This window comes from Brevibacillus sp. YAE8 (genome assembly GCF_057543335.1).
Genome location: NZ_BAAIYG010000001.1, coordinates 134,450 through 151,710, shown reverse-complemented (window position 1 = coordinate 151,710; position 17,261 = coordinate 134,450). Strand labels below are relative to the sequence as shown.

Genomic DNA, 17,261 nt, shown 5'->3' with positions numbered 1-17,261 from the left:
ACAAGAACGTTCCAAACAAAAAGGTTTCATCCCCGAAAGCCAAGCGGGGATGAAACCTTTTTTGTTGCCTAGCGCCGATCACTGGCTGAAGCTGAGAAAATACGGAAGCAGCGTGTCCAGCGACACGATTTCCACCTGTTCACAAAACTGGCCGTTTTGCGCACAAGCGGTCAGCGTGTATTCGTCATCCAGAACGTACGTCTTGAAGTGCCATTCCTCCTGGTCATAGACACGCCAACCCTCGACCGTTCCCTCTCTGACAGTAGAGAAGCTGTGCAGCGGAAGCGAAAGCCCTTTGCCAATCGCTTTTATATAGCTTTCCTTGGCGGTCCAGACCGTAAAAAAGCGTGCCTGCCTGCGCTCGTTGTCCCGTTCTGCCTCAATAAACTCGCATTCCTCCTGGGCAAAAAACTGCCGGGCAATTTGCAAGTCAATCGCATGCTTTTTTTCAATATCAATTCCTACGGCACGGTCATCGGTTATGCAGACGACCCAGTCGCCCGAATGGGACAGGTTGTAGTGCAAGCTGTCCAACGGCTCTTGCAAGGAAGGCTTGCCATAGGCATTCGTGCCAAACCTAATGTTTTTCACAGGAACCGCGAACGTCTCCGCCGCAATTTTTCGAATCAACAGGTCGGCGAGCAACCCTCTGACACAATCTTCGCGGCGGTAGAAAGCAGAGAGCCGCAACTGCTTTTCTTCGCCCACAAAAGACAACAGGTGGGGAATGGATTCGTCCGGAAAATCGGTGATGTTAACCGCGTATATTTGCACCATGTTGAACCTCCTATTTCGTCTGTCGACAAGCTTTGCGCAACAGAGCGCTGCCTGCTTACACGCTCGGCTCGATCAGCTCAATTCCAAGGTCGATCACCCGCTCATCGCCCATGAGCGAGACGAGCACTTTGACCCGCCGTTTGTGCTTGTCCACCTTTTTCACGATCCCTTCCAGCCCTTTGAGCGGGCCGGACTCTACATATACTTTGGAGTCTTGCGTATAGACCTGGGAAAAATCAATTTGCTCATCGTGATTCAAAAGCTTGAGAATAATCGTCATTTCTTCGTCGGGAATCTTTTTGAAGCAGAGCGCTTCTTCCTTGCTTTCCGTTACGTTCGCGCGGCTTTTGCGCAGAGCAGCCGGTCTGTCGTAGGTGAGGTCGATTTTATTCAAATAGTTCAGCATCCGAATGATTTTGGAATGGCTTTTAATGAAGTAATATTTCGAACAATTCATGTTCGTTTTGACAAAAATGTAGCCGGGAAACAAATCTTTCTCCACGCGCAAAATCTCGCCGTTTTTCTTCTCGGGAACGATTCGTTGCGGTACCATCGAATACAGCGTTTCTTTCTCAAAAGATTTATTCAGCCAATTTTTTACAGAGTGCTCATAACCCGTTTTCACATAGAAAGCATACCAGTTCATCAACTTGCAAGACTCCTTTTCATAACGTTTCTAAGATCATTGGCAGGTGCAACCGCTCAGCAATCCACAACCTCCATAGATTCGTCTCTCTTGGCAGTTCCTGATCCGGGTATAAAAGCTCATCTCCTGTCACCACGATGGGAAACCTTATGTTTCGCATGCCGGAAACGGATGTTTCGGTCGGCCAGATGGAAGCCGCATCAGCCATGCGCAACTATGCGAGATATAAACGATTGATTACATAATATTGTTTTATTTTCTAAATAATGGTAACTGTTGACAGAAAGACCGTCAAGCCCAACCAAAACAAAAACGTTGGGAGTGGTGACAGTATTCGGATTTCTTTTGTGCAGGCTGGTTGGGGAGCTTTATCTGGCGAACGGCGAACGATAGAGAGCAAAGACGGACGGCTTGGTGGATCGCAAAGCATAGGACCGGCTGCTGCCGGCTTTCCTTGAACCGGGTCCGGGCGGCAGTCAGAATAGATAAAAACTTTTTTTGCGAAAAATCCAACGCAAGTAAAAAGGAGGAGTAGGGTATTGGTTCGTGACTTCTATCACAAGCTTTCTGGGAGTCTGCGGGCTTGGCAAGACCGTGGCGAATGCAGCCCACAGGAGAGCAGACTCTGCTGATTTTTAGAAGAAAACCCCTGTTTTACCAGTATAAAGCATTATATAAGCTGTGAACATATAAAATATTTAACGTTATGAAAATATTTATCAAAAAAATATCAGCAGAAAAGCTTGCTTATGTTCATAGACAGGCGAAAAAGGAAAAAAGTTGCAGCGCAGCAACGATCAAAAAAGCCTCTCCAAAGCGGGCGGCTGTTCTCCAAATCGCGGAGGCTGCGACGACAAAGCACCGTGACGAACGCACCAGCGGCAAGGGAATCTTCTTCGCGCTCCATGCTTTTGCCGAAGGGGAGAGAAACGGGCATGACCACGAAACATGCTTGCCCATTCGGCTTACACACGCAAGTTGACACAGGCTTGCCAAACAGGACCTCTGTTTACGTAAAGAGGTTGTAAAAAATCTGGTACATTTTTAACAAATTATCCCTATTTTTTAACCCATTCCCAAATTTTCTCTGTTATAATGATTTTCAGCGTCAGCAACCTAGTGCTTTCAGCCTGCCAGCCGCTTTCGTTCGGCGCTTCCAAAAGAGTGAGGGAGAAGGGATGCCAACGGGTTAGACGAATAGGGAGCTTCAGGTGATGGTTTTCAAGTAAAGGAGTTTTCCTTCACGCCGCGGGCAAAAGCCAGCAAACCAGCCCGTATCCATCAGCCTTGAGTACCAGCGCCCGTTTTCCGCTGTCGCATCGTGAAAATGTGACTTTTGTATGAAAAGTGCATCCCATAAACAGGAAATTCTCCTGATTGTTAAAATTACCCAAATGAAGGAGAATGAAAAACTGGAATGGGACTGATCCCATCGACTCAAAAGCTGTAAAATAATGACAAACAAGTAACAAAATCCTATTTCTTCGTTACATTCGGCCCTCATAAGAACGATCATCCTGTTATTTCCTGCTATATCCGTCTTTTTTAGCTTCGGCGCCAACCCCACAGCACGTTGAGCTCGCCCTGTCACTCGTTGGCCAGCATTTTGTCGCACTTCATGATAAACACACGCAATTTTCATTATCGGAGGGGACACATGTTAGCAAATCAGGCCCATCTCGTCGAGATCGAGCGGGAGACGAAGCACCAGCCGCAAGTGCCATATGCCCAGGATAAGTCGATCCATCAATTGTTCGAAGAGCAAGCAGAGGCTTTTCCAGACCGGGTTGCCATCGTTTTTGAAAACCGGCAGCTCACCTACCGGGAGCTGAACGGAAAAGCCAATCAACTGGCGAGAGCGTTGCTCGAAAAAGGCGTGCAAACAGACAGCATCGTCGGGGTGATGATGGAGAAAGCGCCGGAAAATATCATCGCGATTTTGGCCGTTCTCAAAGCGGGCGGAGCGTACGTGCCCATCGACATCGAATATCCCCGCGATCGCATTCAGTATATTTTGCAGGACAGCCAAACGAAAATCGTGCTCACGCAAAAAAGCGCAAGCAAGCTCGTGCATGACGTCGGGTACAGCGGGCATATCGTTGTGCTGGAAGAAGAAAAGCTGGACGCTCGCGAAGCTTCCAATCTGCGCCAGCCAAGCAAGCCTACGGATCTCGCCTACGTCATTTACACCTCAGGGACAACGGGCAAACCGAAAGGCACCATGCTGGAGCATAAAGGCATCGCCAATTTGCAATCGTTTTTCCAAAATTCGTTTGGCGTCACCGCGCAAGACCGAATCGGGTTGTTTGCCAGCATGTCGTTCGACGCATCCGTTTGGGAAATGTTCATGGCTTTGCTGTCCGGCGCAAGCCTCTACATCCTTTCCAAACAGACGATTCATGATTTCGTTACGTTTGAAAACTATTTGAGTGAAAATGAATTGACGATTATCACGCTGCCACCGACTTATTTGACTCATCTCACCCCAGAACGAATCACTTCTCTGCGCATCATGATTACGGCAGGTTCATCTGCCTCCGCCCCCTTGGTAAACAAATGGAAAGACAAACTCAGGTACATAAATGCATACGGCCCAACGGAAACGAGCATTTGCGCGACGACATGGGAAGCGCCTGCCCACGAGTTCCCCGTGCAGTCCGTTCCGATTGGTAAGCCGATTCAAAACACGCACATCTATATCGTAGGCGAAGACTTGCAGCCCCTGCCGATTGGCAGCGAAGGCGAACTGTGCATAGGCGGAGTCGGCCTGGCGAGAGGGTATTGGAACCGCCCTGATTTGACCGCAGAAAAATTCGTAGACAATCCGTTCGTACCGGGAGAAAAGATGTACCGGACCGGGGACCTGGCGAAATGGCTGGCGGATGGAAACATCGAGTTTCTCGGCAGGATCGACCACCAGGTAAAAATCAGAGGTCATCGTATTGAGCTAGGCGAAATCGAGTCTGTCTTGCTCTCGTACGAACCAATTACAGAGGCCGTAGTCATCGCCAGAGAGGATCAACAGGCCGGGCAGTATTTGTGCGCCTATTTTATTTCGCGACAAGAAGTAACTCCTGCACAACTCAGAGAATACGCCGCGCAAAAGCTGCCAGCGTACATGCTGCCTTCCTATTTCGTCAAGCTGGACAAAATGCCGCTGACGCCAAATGACAAGATCGACCGCAAAGCGTTGCCCGAGCCTGATTTTGCAACAAACGCAAACCTTGCCGCCTACCATCCTCCGCGCAACGAGACGGAATCAATCCTCGCATCCATCTGGCAAGATGTGCTGGGGGTAGAAAAGATAGGGATACGCGATAATTTTTACTCGCTCGGCGGCGATTCGATCCAGGCGATCCAGGTCGTCGCACGCCTGCATTCCTATCAGCGGAAGCTAGAGGCGAAAGACTTGCTGAATTACCCGACGATCGAACAGGTTGCCCTGTTTGTAAAAAATACGACCCGAAAAAGCGATCAGGGCATCATCGTCGGAGACGTACCGCTTACGCCCATTCAAAAATGGTTTTTTGAGAAAAATTTCACGAATATGAGCCATTGGAACCAGTCGTCTATGCTTTATCGCCCGGAAGGATTCGACCGTGACGCGATCCAGAGGGCCATGGACAAAATCATCGAGCACCACGACGCGCTTCGCATGGTGTATCGGCACGAAAACGGGCAGGTCGTTCAGCGCAACCGCGGGTTGGACGGCAAACGATACGATTTCTCCCTGTACGATCTGCGCGCGCACGCGGATGTCGAGCAGGCGATTGCGGAAGAAACGCAGCGTTTGCACAGCAACATGGATTTGCAGGAAGGACCGCTGGTGAAGGTCGCGCTGTTCCAGACGCTACATGGCGATCATTTGTTTTTGGCGATCCATCACCTGGTCGTGGACGGCATTTCCTGGCGCATTTTGTTTGAAGATTTGGCAACCGCCTATGCGCAAGCACTTGCCGGGCAAGCGATCACTTTGCCGGAAAAGACGGATTCTTTTCAAAGCTGGTCAGAGTGGTTGCACGAATACGCGAACGAGGCGGATTTGCTGAGCGAGATTCCGTATTGGGAGAGCGTCGAATCGCAGGCGAGCCATGTCTGGCTGCCCAAAGACTTTGAAGCGGCAGGCTGCAAGCAAAAAAGCGTGCGAAACATGCGAATCCGGCTGCGGGCGGAAGAGACGGAGCAACTGCTGAAGCACGCCAATCAGGCCTACCAGACGGAAATTAACGACTTGTTGCTGGCGGCGCTCGGCCTGGCTTTTGCCGAGTGGAGCAAGCTTGAGCAACTCGCGATTCATCTCGAGGGGCACGGGCGCGAGGACATCATCGAGCAGGCAAACGTGGCGCGAACCGTCGGCTGGTTTACATCCCAATATCCGGTTTTGCTCGACTTGCGGCAAACCGCTCACTTGTCCGACTTCATCAAGCTCACCAAAGAAAATTTGCGAAAAATTCCCCATAAAGGAATTGGCTACGACATTTTAAAGCATGTGACGCTCCCGGAAAATCGCGGTTCCTTGTCTTTTTCCGTGCAGCCGGAAGTGACGTTCAACTACTTGGGCCAGTTTGATGCGGACATGAAGACAGAGCTGTTTACCCGCTCGCCTTTCAGCGGAGGCAACACGCTTGGCGCAGATGGCAAAAACAATCTCAGTCCTGAATCGGAGGTGTACACCGCTTTGAATATAACCGGATTGATTGAAGGCGGAGAGCTTGTCCTCACTTTCTCCTACAGCGCGGAGCAGTTTCGGGAAGAGTCCATCCATCAATTGAGCCAAGGTTATCAAAAGCAGCTTCAGCGCATCGTCACGCACTGCATCGAGAAAAAAGAAGTAGAGCGGACGCCGAGCGATTTTAGCGTCAAAGGTCTTCAGATGGAGGAAATGGACGATATTTTCGAATTACTGGCCAATACACTGACCTAACCAAGTGATGACAGCGATTTTGCGGGGCGGCCGCGCATCTTTATTTTCCTTTTTTATACATGTATGACAAATAAATGAATTTATCGAGGTGCCGTAATGAGTGTATTTAGCAAAGAACACGTCCAGGATATGTACGTTTTGACTCCGATGCAAGAGGGCATGTTGTTCCACGCCTTGCTCGACCAGGAGCAAAACTCGCATCTCGTACAGATGTCCATCTCGTTGCAGGGCGATCTTGACGTCGGGCTGTTTACCGACAGCCTGCGTGCGCTGGTAGAGAGGTACGATGTATTCCGCACGTTATTTCTTTACGAAAAGCTCAAGCAGCCGTTGCAGGTTGTGCTGAAGGAACGCCCCATTCCGATCGAATTCCACGATTTGTCTGCCTGCGACGAGTCCGAGAAGCAGGCCCGCTACACCGCGTACAAAAGAGCCGATCAGGAGAAGACGTTTCATCTGGCAAAAGACCCGTTGCTGAGGGTCGCCATTTTCCAAATGACCCGGCAAGACTACCAGGTCATCTGGAGCTTTCATCACATCTTGATGGACGGCTGGTGCTTCAGCCTTATTTTCGATGACTTGCTCGCCATCTATTTATCGTTGCAAAACAAGACCACACCTACCCTGGAGCCGGTACAGCCGTACAGTCGCTTCATCGGCTGGCTGGAAAAACAGGATAAACAAGCCGCGCTCGCCTATTGGAGCGACTATTTGCAGCAATATGAGCAGAAGACCGCTTTGCCGAAAAAAGAAAAGCTCGCTGACACGGCTTTTCAGCCAAGCCAATACCGCTTTCGTCTGAACCGCGCCTTGAGCAAACAGCTCGCGACAATCGCCAGTCAACATCAGGTGACGGTTTCGACGGTGATTCAAACGATCTGGGGGATTCTCCTGCAAAAGTACAACGCGACCCATGACGTGCTGTTCGGCTCCGTCGTCTCCGGACGCCCGACAGAGATCGTCGGCATCGACAAAATGGTTGGCTTGTTCATCAACACGATCCCGTTTCGCGTGCAGGCGCAGGCGGGCCAGACTTTTTCCGAGTTGCTGCACGAGGTGCACAAAAAGACGTTGCAATCCCGGCCGTACGAGCACGTACCTTTGTACGACATTCAAAACCGGTCGGACTTGAAGCAGGAGCTGATCGACCACCTGCTGGTCATTGAAAACTATCCGCTGGTAGAGGCGTTGCAGCAAAAGGCCCAGGCGCAGCAAATCGGCTTCACCATTACCGACGTCGAAATGTTCGAGCCTACCAATTACGACCTGACCGTCATGGTGATGCCTAAGGAAGAGATCGCCTTCCGCTTTGACTACAATGCGGCGCTGTTTGCGGAAGAGGTCGTGCAAAAAATGGCCGGGCACCTTCAGCAGATCGCGTCTTGCGTGGCAACCAATCCGGATGTCGAGCTTCGCCAGATTCCAATGCTGACAGAAGCAGAAACGGCCCAGTTGCTGGCTAAACGCACGGAAACGGCGGCTGACTATCCGGCGACCACCATTCACGAGCTGTTCGCGCGGCAGGTGGAAAAAACGCCTGAGCAAGTCGCGGTTGTTTGCGGCGATCAGCACCTGACGTATCGGGAGCTGGATGAAAAGTCCAACCAGCTCGCCCGCTTTTTGCGCAAAAAAGGCATCGGCGCTGACAGCCTTGTCGGCACGATGCTGGATCGCTCGCTGGAAATGATCGTCGGCATCATCGGCGTTTTGAAAGCAGGCGGGGCTTTTGTGCCGATTGACCCGAAGCTGCCTGCGGAACGAATTGCCTACATGCTCACGCATAGCGGCGTGCAATTGGTCGTGACCCAAGATCATTTGCTGGAAAAAGTGACGACTCCGACGGAAAAACTGGACATCCGCGCCTCCGCGATCTGGGAAGAGAGCCGCGACCATGTCGAGTCGATCAACCAGCCGCATGACTTGTTTTACATCATCTATACGTCCGGCACGACGGGCAAACCGAAAGGCGTCATGCTCGAGCATCGGAACATGGCGAACCTGCTGCACTTTACGTTTGCCAAAACCAACATCGCTTTTCAGGAAAAAGTGTTGCAGTACACGACATGCAGCTTTGATGTTTGCTACCAGGAAATTTTCTCCACGCTGTTAGCGGGAGGGCAGCTTTACCTCATTTCAAACGAGCTGAGACGGCATGTGGAAAAACTGTTTGCGTTCATCCAAGAAAAGCAGATCAGCATTTTGTCTTTGCCCGTGTCCTTTTTGAAGTTTATTTTCAACGAACAAGACTACGCGCAAAGCTTCCCGCGTTGTGTCAAACATATCATCACCGCCGGGGAACAGCTCGTCGTCACGCACGAGTTGCAAAAGTACCTGCGCGATCATCGCGTATTTTTGCACAATCACTACGGACCGTCGGAAACGCATGTCGTGACGACATACACGATGGACCCGCGCAAGGAAATACCCGAGCTGCCTCCGATCGGCAAGCCGATCAGCAATACGGGCATTTACATTTTGGATGAAGGGCTGCAGTTGAAGCCGGAAGGGATCGTCGGGGAGCTGTACATTTCCGGCGCAAACGTCGGGAGAGGCTATTTGCACCAGCCGGAGCTGACGGCGGAGAAGTTTCTCGAAAACCCGTACCAGCCAGGCGAACGAATGTATCGAACGGGTGACCTCGCCCGTTGGCTGCCTGATGGACAGCTCGAATTTTTGGGCCGAATCGACCACCAGGTCAAAATCAGAGGGCATCGCATCGAGCTGGGAGAGATCGAATCGCGCCTGCTCAACCATCCGGCCATCAAGGAAGCCGTAGTCATCGACAGAGCAGATGAGACAGGCGGCAAGTTTTTGTGCGCCTATGTCGTCCTGCAAACAGAAATCAGCGACGAAGACATGCGCACCTATTTGGCGCGTGCGCTACCGGACTACATGATCCCGTCCTTTTTCGTGAAGCTCGGGCGGATTCCGGTCACGCCGAACGGAAAAACAGACAGGAGAGCGTTGCCAAAGCCAGAGGGGAGTGCCTTGACGGGCGCGGAATACATCGCCCCGACAACCGAGCTGGAGCAAAAGCTGGTCGCGATCTGGGAGCAAATTCTCGGCGTGTCGCCAATCGGGATTCAGGATCACTTTTTTGCGTTGGGCGGCCATTCGTTAAAAGCGATTCAGCTTATTTCCCGCATCCAGAAGGAATGCAAGGCAGACGTTCCGCTGCGCGTACTGTTTGCGCAACCGACGATTCAAGCGATCGCAGCGTATGTGGAAGGCGGGGAGGAAAGCGCGTATCACGCCATTGCGCAGGCCGAGCCGCAAGCGTACTATCCCGTCTCGTCTGCGCAAAAACGGATGCTCATTTTAAACCAGCTCGACCCGGGCAGCACGGTTTACAACCTGCCTGTCGTGCTGATTCTCGACGGAACACTCGACAGGGAGCGGCTGGAGCGCGCCATTTCCGGACTGGTGTCGCGCCATGAATCGCTGCGCACCTCGTTTCACACGATCAACGGCGAGCCGGTTCAGCGCATTCACGCCGAATGCCCGTTGCCGATTGTTTGCATGAAAGCTACGGAGGAGCAAGTAAACGAAGCCGTTCTCCGGTTCATGCGTCCGTTCGATTTGGAAACGGCTCCGCTCTGCCGGGTGGGGCTGGTGAAGCTCGGCGAGAGCCGTCATGTGTTGATAATCGATCTGCACCACATCATCGCAGACGGGGTGTCCACGCAGCTTCTCCTGCATGACTTTGCCCGTCTGTATCAACACGAAGCTTTGCCCGAGCTGCGCATTCAGTATAAAGACTTCGCCGTTTGGGAAAAAGCGCGGACGCAAACGAGTGATTACCAAAAACAGGAAAATTATTGGCTCCAGCGCTTTGCAGGCGAAATCCCGGTCTTGAACCTGCCGTTGGACTACCCGCGGCCGGCTGTTCAAAGCTTTGCGGGCGAACGTTATTTGTTCCGAGCCGAAAAACAACTGCTGGATCGTTTGCAGCGCGTAGCCAAAGAGACTGGCACGACCTTGTACATGGTGCTTTTGGCCGCTTATCACGTGCTTTTGGCCAAATACTCCGGGCAGGAAGACATGGTGATCGGCACCGTGACGGCCGGCAGAGCGCACCCGGATACAGAGAGCGTCACGGGGATGTTCGTCAATACGCTGGCGATGAGAAATCAGTCCGCGCCCACAAAAACGTTCCGGCAATTTTTGCTGGAAGTAAAAGACAATACGCTCGCGGCTTTTGAGCACGGGGACTATCCGTTCGAAGAGCTCGTCGAAAAGCTGGCGCTCACGCGAAACAGAAGCCGGAACCCGTTGTTCGACACCTTGTTCCTTTTGCAAAACATGGATGCCGGCTTGATCGAGCTGGAAGGGATGACCGTGACTCCTTACGTGCCAGAGGGGAACATGGCCAAGTTCGATTTGTCGCTGGAAGCGAGCGAAAACGCAGCGGGCCTTTCCTTCTGCTTCGAATTTTGCACCAAGCTGTTCAAGCGCGAGACGATCGAGCGCATGTCGCTGCATTACTTGCAAATTTTGCAGGCCGCAAGCGAAAACACGGAGCAAAAGCTGGCGCAAGTCGAAATGCTGACCGCGCACGAGAAGCAGGAGCTGCTGGTTCATTTCAACGACACGGCTACGCTGTCTCCAGCCGAAAGCACGCTTTCGCAGTTGTTTGAAGAACAGGCGCACAAAACGCCGGAGCAGACCGCCATCGTTTTCGGCGACAAGCGGCTGACGTACCGCGAACTGAACGAGCGAGCCAACCAGCTCGCGCACACTTTGCGGAAAAAAGGCGTGCAGCCTGAGCAAAGCGTAGGAATCATGGCGCAACGATCTTTGGAAATGGCAATCGGAATCATCGCCATTCTCAAAGCGGGCGGAGCGTATGTGCCGATCGACCCGGACTATCCGCACGAGCGGATTGCTTACATGCTGGAAGATTGCGAAGCCCGGTTGATCCTGACGCAAAAGGGGCTGGACGAAAAGCTTGCGGCAGACGTGGAACGCCTGTATCTGGATGAGGAAAAGAGCTATGCGCCCTCTGCGGAAAACTTGGAACCGATGCATACGGCGGGCGACCTCGCTTACATCATCTACACATCCGGTACGACAGGCAAGCCAAAGGGCGTCATGGTCGAGCATCGGGGAATCGTCAACAGCGTGACGTGGAACCGAGACGAGTTTGCCCTATCTGTCCGGGACAGAGGGACGCTGTCGCTTTCCTTCGCCTTTGATGCCTTTGCCCTAACCTTTTTTACATTGATAATATCCGGCTCCACCGTCGTCCTGATGCCCGATCACGAGGCGAAAGATCCGATTGCGCTGCGAAACCTGATTGCCGCCTGGGAATGCAGCTACGTGGTGTTTGTGCCCAGCATGTTCCAGGCGATATTGGAGTGCAGCACTCCGGCGGACATCCGCTCGATCCAGGCGGTCATGCTCGGGGGCGAAAAGCTGTCGCCGAAGCTGGTTCACCTGTGCAAAGAGATGCATCCGCAAATGCTTGTCGTCAATGCATACGGACCGACGGAAAGCAGCGTCATCGCCACCTACTTGCGCAATACGCTGCCGGATAAGCCAATCACCATCGGGCGTCCGGTTGCCAACACGAGCATCTACATCGTGGACCAACAGCATCAACTGCTGCCTGTCGGGGTGGTCGGAGAAATTTGCATCGGCGGCCGCGGCTTGGCGCGGGGCTATTGGAAAAAGCCGGAGCTTACAGCGGAGAAGTTTGTTGCGAATCCGGCTGTTCCGGGAGAGCGCATGTACAAGACTGGCGATCTCGGACGATGGCTTGCGGACGGAACGATTGATTTCACTGGACGCGTCGATGAGCAGATCAAAGTGAGAGGATACCGGATTGAGGTCGGAGAGATCGAATCGGTCCTGCTCGCTTATGAACTGACGAATGAAGCCATCGTCGTCGCCTGCCAGGACGATCGCGGCGATTCCTATCTGGCGGCGTATGTCACGGGAAAAGCGGCGATAGAGGAAGCCGAGTTGCGCGCGCATCTCTCCAGGGCGCTTCCGGCCTACATGGTGCCAGCCTATCTCATCCAGTTGGATGCTTTTCCGCTCACGCCAAACGGCAAAGTAGACCGCAAAGCATTGCCCAAGCCGGAAGGAAAGCCAGCGACAAGCGCCGCGTATGTCGCACCTGCTACGGAAGTGGAGGCGAAGCTGGCCGCGATCTGGGAGAACGTGCTCGGCATTTCCGGCGTCGGGGTTTTGGACCACTTTTTTGAGCTGGGCGGCCATTCTTTGAAAGCGATGAGCGTGGTGGCGCAGGTGCATCGGGAGTTTCAAACGGATCTGTTGCTGAAGCAGTTTTTTGCAGCGCCGACTATCCGCGACTTGTCCCGTTTGATCGAAACCGGCGAACACGCAGGCGCAGCCGCGATTCAGCCAGCGGAGCCGCAAGCTTTCTATCCGGCGTCCTCTGCCCAGCGGCGAATGTACCTGCTGCACCAGCTCGAAGGCGCCGGAATCAGCTACAATACGCCGGGCATCATCATGCTGGAAGGCAAGCTGGATCGTGCGCAACTGGCGAAGGCGCTGCAAGCGTTGGTCGATCGCCACGACATTTGGCGAACGTCATTCGAGATGGCCGGAGACGAGCTGGTGCAGAAAATTCACGACCGCGTGACCGTGGACTTGACGTACCAGACCGCAGAGGAACAGCAGATTGACGAGCTTTTCCACGCATTCGTCCGTCCTTTCGATCTGGCTGTGCCGCCGCTTTTGCGCATGAGTCTGGTGAAGCTCGCGGATGAGCGCCATCTTCTTTTGTACGACATGCATCATATCGCGGCGGATGCGGCATCGGTCACGATCATGTTCGATGAACTGGCCGAATTGTACCAGGGAAAACATTTGCCGGAGTTGCGCATTCAGTACAAAGATTTTGCGGTCTGGCAAAAAGCGCTCGATCAGTCGGATGCCTTTAGGCAGCATGAGGCGTACTGGCTGCACGCGTTCGCCGGAACCATCACCCCTGTCGATGTACCGACAGATTTTCCGCGCCCGGCCGTGAAAAGCTTTGCCGGAGGGCAAATCACCCTGTCCATGGACCAGCCGTTGCTGGATGCATTGCGCGAACTGGCTGCGAAAACGAACACGACGCTGTTCATGGTTTTGCTCGCCGCCTACAACGTGCTGCTCGCAAAATACGCCGGGCAGGACGACATTATCGTAGGCACGCCGATTTCCGGCAGATCGCGCGCCGAGCTTGCGCCAGTCGTCGGCATGTTCGTCAATACGCTGGCGATCCGCAACAGGCCGACAGCAGACAAGACCTTCGGGCAGTTTTTGCAGGAAGTCAAACAAAATGCTCTCGATGCTTACGACCACCAGGATTACCCGTTGGAAAGCCTTGTGGAAAAGCTCGGCATTCCGCGCGACCCGGGGCGCAATCCGCTGTTTGACACCATGTTCATTTTGCAAAGCGAGGAACTGCACGAAAAAACGCTGGATCGCCTGGTCTATCGCCCTTATGAATCCGGCAGCGCGCTCGCCATCGCGAAATTCGACTTGTCTTTCCATCTGACAGAGCGAAAAGCCGATCTGCTGTTGCGACTGGAATACAGCACCAAGCTGTTCAAACGAGAGACGGTAGAGCGCATGTCCCGGCACTTCCTGCAAATTTTGCGAGCGGTCACGGCCCGTCCAAAGAGCAAGCTGCAAGAGATCGAGATGCTGACCGAAGCAGAAAAGCAAATGTTGCTACAAGCGTTCAATGATACGGAGCGGGAGTACCGGGCAGATCAGACCATCCACCAGCTCTTTGAAGAATGGGCGGCCAAAATGCCCGAGCAAACGGCGCTCGTGTTCGAAGAGAAGCGAATGTCGTACCGGGAGTTGAACGAACGGGCGAACCAGCTCGCAGCCGTTTTGCGCGCAAAAGGAGTGGGGCCGTCGCACATCGTCGCCTTGCTGGTAGAGCGCTCCGCCGAGATGGTCATCGCCACGCTTGCCGCGTTAAAAGCGGGCGGCGCCTTTTTACCCGTCGATCCTGATTATCCAAAAGAGCGCATCCGTTACATGCTAAAGGACAGTCAGGCAAAACTCGTGGTGACGCATGCGCACTTGCTCCACAAGGTGAACAGCGAGGCCGAGATTGTCAATTTGGACGATCCCAACCATTTTGCGTCACAGAAAGACAATCTGCCTTGCACAACCAAGCCGTCTGACCTGGCTTATATCATCTACACGTCCGGTACGACGGGCAAGCCAAAAGGCGTCATGCTGGAGCACAAAGGGGTAGCGAATCTGCAAGCGGTATTTGCCAACCAGCTTGGCGTTACACCGCAAGACCGGGCGGGGCATTTTGCCAGCATCTCGTTCGACGCCTCGGTGTGGGAAATGTTTATCCCTTTGCTGACGGGAGCGACCTTGTACGTCTTGTCCCGCGACATCATTAACGATTTTCGGCAGTTTGCCGCATACGTTCGCCACAACGCGATCACCATTCTCACCTTGCCGCCGACGTATGCCGTGTACCTGGAACCGGAGCAGTTGCCGTCGCTACGTATCCTGATTACAGCCGGATCGGCTTCCTCTGCCGCGCTGGTGGAGAAGTGGAAAGAAAAGGTGACCTACATCAACGCATACGGCCCGACCGAAAGCACCATTTGCGCAACGCTCTGGATCGCCGACCCGGATGAACCCGTCGAGACGATCACCATTGGCAAGCCGATTCCAAACACGAAGCTGTACATCGTGGATGACCAGTTGCGTCTGAAAGCGCCCGGCCAGATCGGGGAATTGTGCATCGGCGGCTTGTCGCTGGCCAGAGGCTATTGGAATCGTCCCGAGCTGACTGCCGAGAAGTTCGTCGACAATCCGTTTGCCCCGGGAGAGAAAATGTACCGCACAGGCGACCTGGCACGATGGCTCCCGGACGGAAACGTCGAGTACGTGGGCCGAATGGATCACCAGGTGAAGATTCGCGGGCATCGGGTAGAGCTGGGCGAAGTGGAAAGCGTGCTGCTGCGGTATGAAACGGTCAAAGAGGCAGCCGCCATCCCCCATGAGGACGACCGCGGCCAAGCTTATTTGTGCGCCTACTACGTGGCGGAAGGAGAAGCCACGCCCGCGCAGCTTCGGGACTATATGGAAAAAGAGCTGCCTCCTTACATGGTTCCCGCCTTCTTCATCCAACTGGAGAAGATGCCGCTGACCCCCAATGACAAAATTGACCGGAAAGCACTGCCGAAGCCAAGCCAGGAAGCGAATCGCGCCGAGGAATACGCGGCACCGCAAAGCGAGCTGGAGCAATTGCTGGCTTCCATCTGGGCAGATGTCTTGGGCATCAGGCAGGTCGGAACGAAAGACAACTTTTTTGAACTGGGCGGCGATTCCATCAAAGCGATCCAGGTGTCCACTCGCCTCAATGCGTCAGGCTGGACGCTTGCGATGAAAGAGCTGTTCCAATACCCGACGATCGAAGAAGTCGCAGCCCACGTCGCCCCGAACAGAAGAGAGAGCGAGCAGGGCGTCGTAGAAGGCGAGATTGGCTTGACGCCGATCCAGAAATGGTTCTTCGAGCGCAATTTCACGGATCGCCACCATTGGAATCAGGCTGTCATGCTGTTCCGCGCGGACGGCTTTGACGCAGGACTGGTTTGCCAGGCGTTCCATAAAATCGTCGAGCATCACGACGCGCTGCGCATGATTTACAAGCAGGAAGCCGGAACGATCAGGCAAATCAACCGCGGACTGACTGATGAGCGCTTCCGCTTCCATTTCTATGATCTGCAGGAGCAGGCCAATTGCGCGGCCCGCATCCTGGAACTGTCCGATCAGATCCAAAGCAGTATAGATCTGGAACAAGGACCGCTCGTCCATCTCGCGCTTTTCTCGACAAACGCAGGAGATCATTTGCTGATTGCGATTCACCATCTCGTCGTCGATGGCGTCTCCTGGCGCATTTTGTTTGAAGATTTTTCATCGGCCTACGCGCAGGCTCTCCATCAGCAGGAGATCGTCTTGCCGAAAAAGACGGATTCGTTCAAAGACTGGGCGGCCCAATTGCAAGCGTACGCGGACAGTGACGAGCTGTTGCGGGAAGCGGCGTATTGGCACAACCTGGAGAGCACGGCCACGGCTGCCGCGCTGCCAACTGACTTCGCCGCCGCAGATCGCAAGCAAAAACATACGCGCACGCTCTCGTTTGAGCTGACAGCGACCCAGACGGAAAACATGCTGCGCCACGTTCATCACGCCTATCACACGGAGATGAATGACCTGCTCTTGACAGCATTGGGCTTGGCTATCAAAGACTGGGCGAAGACGAACTGCGTGCTCATCAATCTGGAAGGCCATGGCCGCGAAGACATCCAGAACGAGATGAACGTCACGCGAACAGTCGGTTGGTTCACTTCGCAATACCCGGTCGTGCTCGACATGGAAAAGGCCGATGACTTGTCGTACCAGATCAAGCACATCAAAGAAAGCTTGCGCCGGGTTCCGAAAAAAGGAATTGGCTACGAAATTTTGCGCACGATGACGACACGCGAGGTACAGCCGCCACTGTCGTTTGCGCTGCGGCCGGAAATCAGCTTTAACTATCTCGGCCAATTCGAGTCGGACGGGAAGGCTGGCGGATACACATTCTCGCCGCTCGGAACAGGTCAGCTATTCAGCCCGGAATCGGAAAGAGTGTTCCTATTGGACATTTCCGGCTTGATTGAAGATGGAAAGCTGCGGATCACCGTGGGCTACAGCAGCCTCCAGTACAAGGAAGAGACGATTGCCAGCCTGGCAGACGGCTATCGGAATCACTTGCTCGGCATCATGGAGCATTGCATGGCAAAAGAGGAAGGCGAGTACACCCCGAGCGACCTGGGGGACGACGATCTTTCCATGGAGGAGTTGGAGAACATCCTGGAACTGATTTGACCAGGCGACGCTGGAAATGAAATGCCTCCCGTCAAAGCGGGGCAAGCTGCG

The 17,261-nt window shown here is 53.6% G+C and carries 5 protein-coding genes; 3 read left to right on the top strand and 2 right to left on the bottom strand.

The window, feature by feature from the left end; translation table 11 throughout:
- Positions 1–78: 78 nt before the first annotated feature.
- Positions 79–777 carry a 4'-phosphopantetheinyl transferase family protein gene (locus tag AC27IT_RS00545; protein WP_035986205.1) on the bottom strand — a complete coding sequence of 233 codons (699 nt, stop codon included), beginning with the start codon at positions 775–777 and terminating at the stop codon, positions 79–81.
- A gap of 55 nt (positions 778–832) precedes the next feature.
- Entirely contained in the window at positions 833–1,423 is a 591-nt protein-coding gene (gene loaP, locus AC27IT_RS00540; protein WP_025844095.1) for an antiterminator LoaP, read from the bottom strand.
- A 706-nt stretch (positions 1,424–2,129) separates the two neighbouring features.
- Here loaP and AC27IT_RS00535 point away from each other — a divergent pair.
- The 3 genes from AC27IT_RS00535 to tycB all read left to right on the top strand — a co-directional run bounded on the left by AC27IT_RS00535 (position 2,130) and on the right by tycB (position 17,210).
- Entirely contained in the window at positions 2,130–2,405 is a 276-nt protein-coding gene (locus tag AC27IT_RS00535) for a hypothetical protein (RefSeq protein ID WP_026557192.1), read from the top strand.
- Between the two features lie 675 nt (positions 2,406–3,080).
- Positions 3,081–6,347 (top strand): tyrocidine non-ribosomal peptide synthetase TycA, encoded by a 3,267-nt coding sequence (gene tycA, locus AC27IT_RS00530; protein ID WP_327921022.1) that lies wholly within the window; start codon positions 3,081–3,083, stop codon positions 6,345–6,347.
- A 96-nt stretch (positions 6,348–6,443) separates the two neighbouring features.
- Positions 6,444–17,210 (top strand): tyrocidine non-ribosomal peptide synthetase TycB, encoded by a 10,767-nt coding sequence (tycB, locus tag AC27IT_RS00525; RefSeq protein ID WP_487091437.1) that lies wholly within the window; start codon positions 6,444–6,446, stop codon positions 17,208–17,210.
- Positions 17,211–17,261: the final 51 nt, after the last annotated feature.

Excerpts from the sequence above, each read along its gene's own strand:
- AC27IT_RS00545 (WP_035986205.1), bottom strand. The coding sequence starts at position 777 with ATGGTGCAAATATACGCGGTTAACATCACCGATTTTCCGGACGAATCC.
- loaP (WP_025844095.1), bottom strand. The coding sequence starts at position 1,423 with ATGAACTGGTATGCTTTCTATGTGAAAACGGGTTATGAGCACTCTGTA.
- AC27IT_RS00535 (WP_026557192.1), top strand. The coding sequence starts at position 2,130 with ATGAAAATATTTATCAAAAAAATATCAGCAGAAAAGCTTGCTTATGTT.
- tycA (WP_327921022.1), top strand. The coding sequence starts at position 3,081 with ATGTTAGCAAATCAGGCCCATCTCGTCGAGATCGAGCGGGAGACGAAG.
- tycB (WP_487091437.1), top strand. The coding sequence starts at position 6,444 with ATGAGTGTATTTAGCAAAGAACACGTCCAGGATATGTACGTTTTGACT.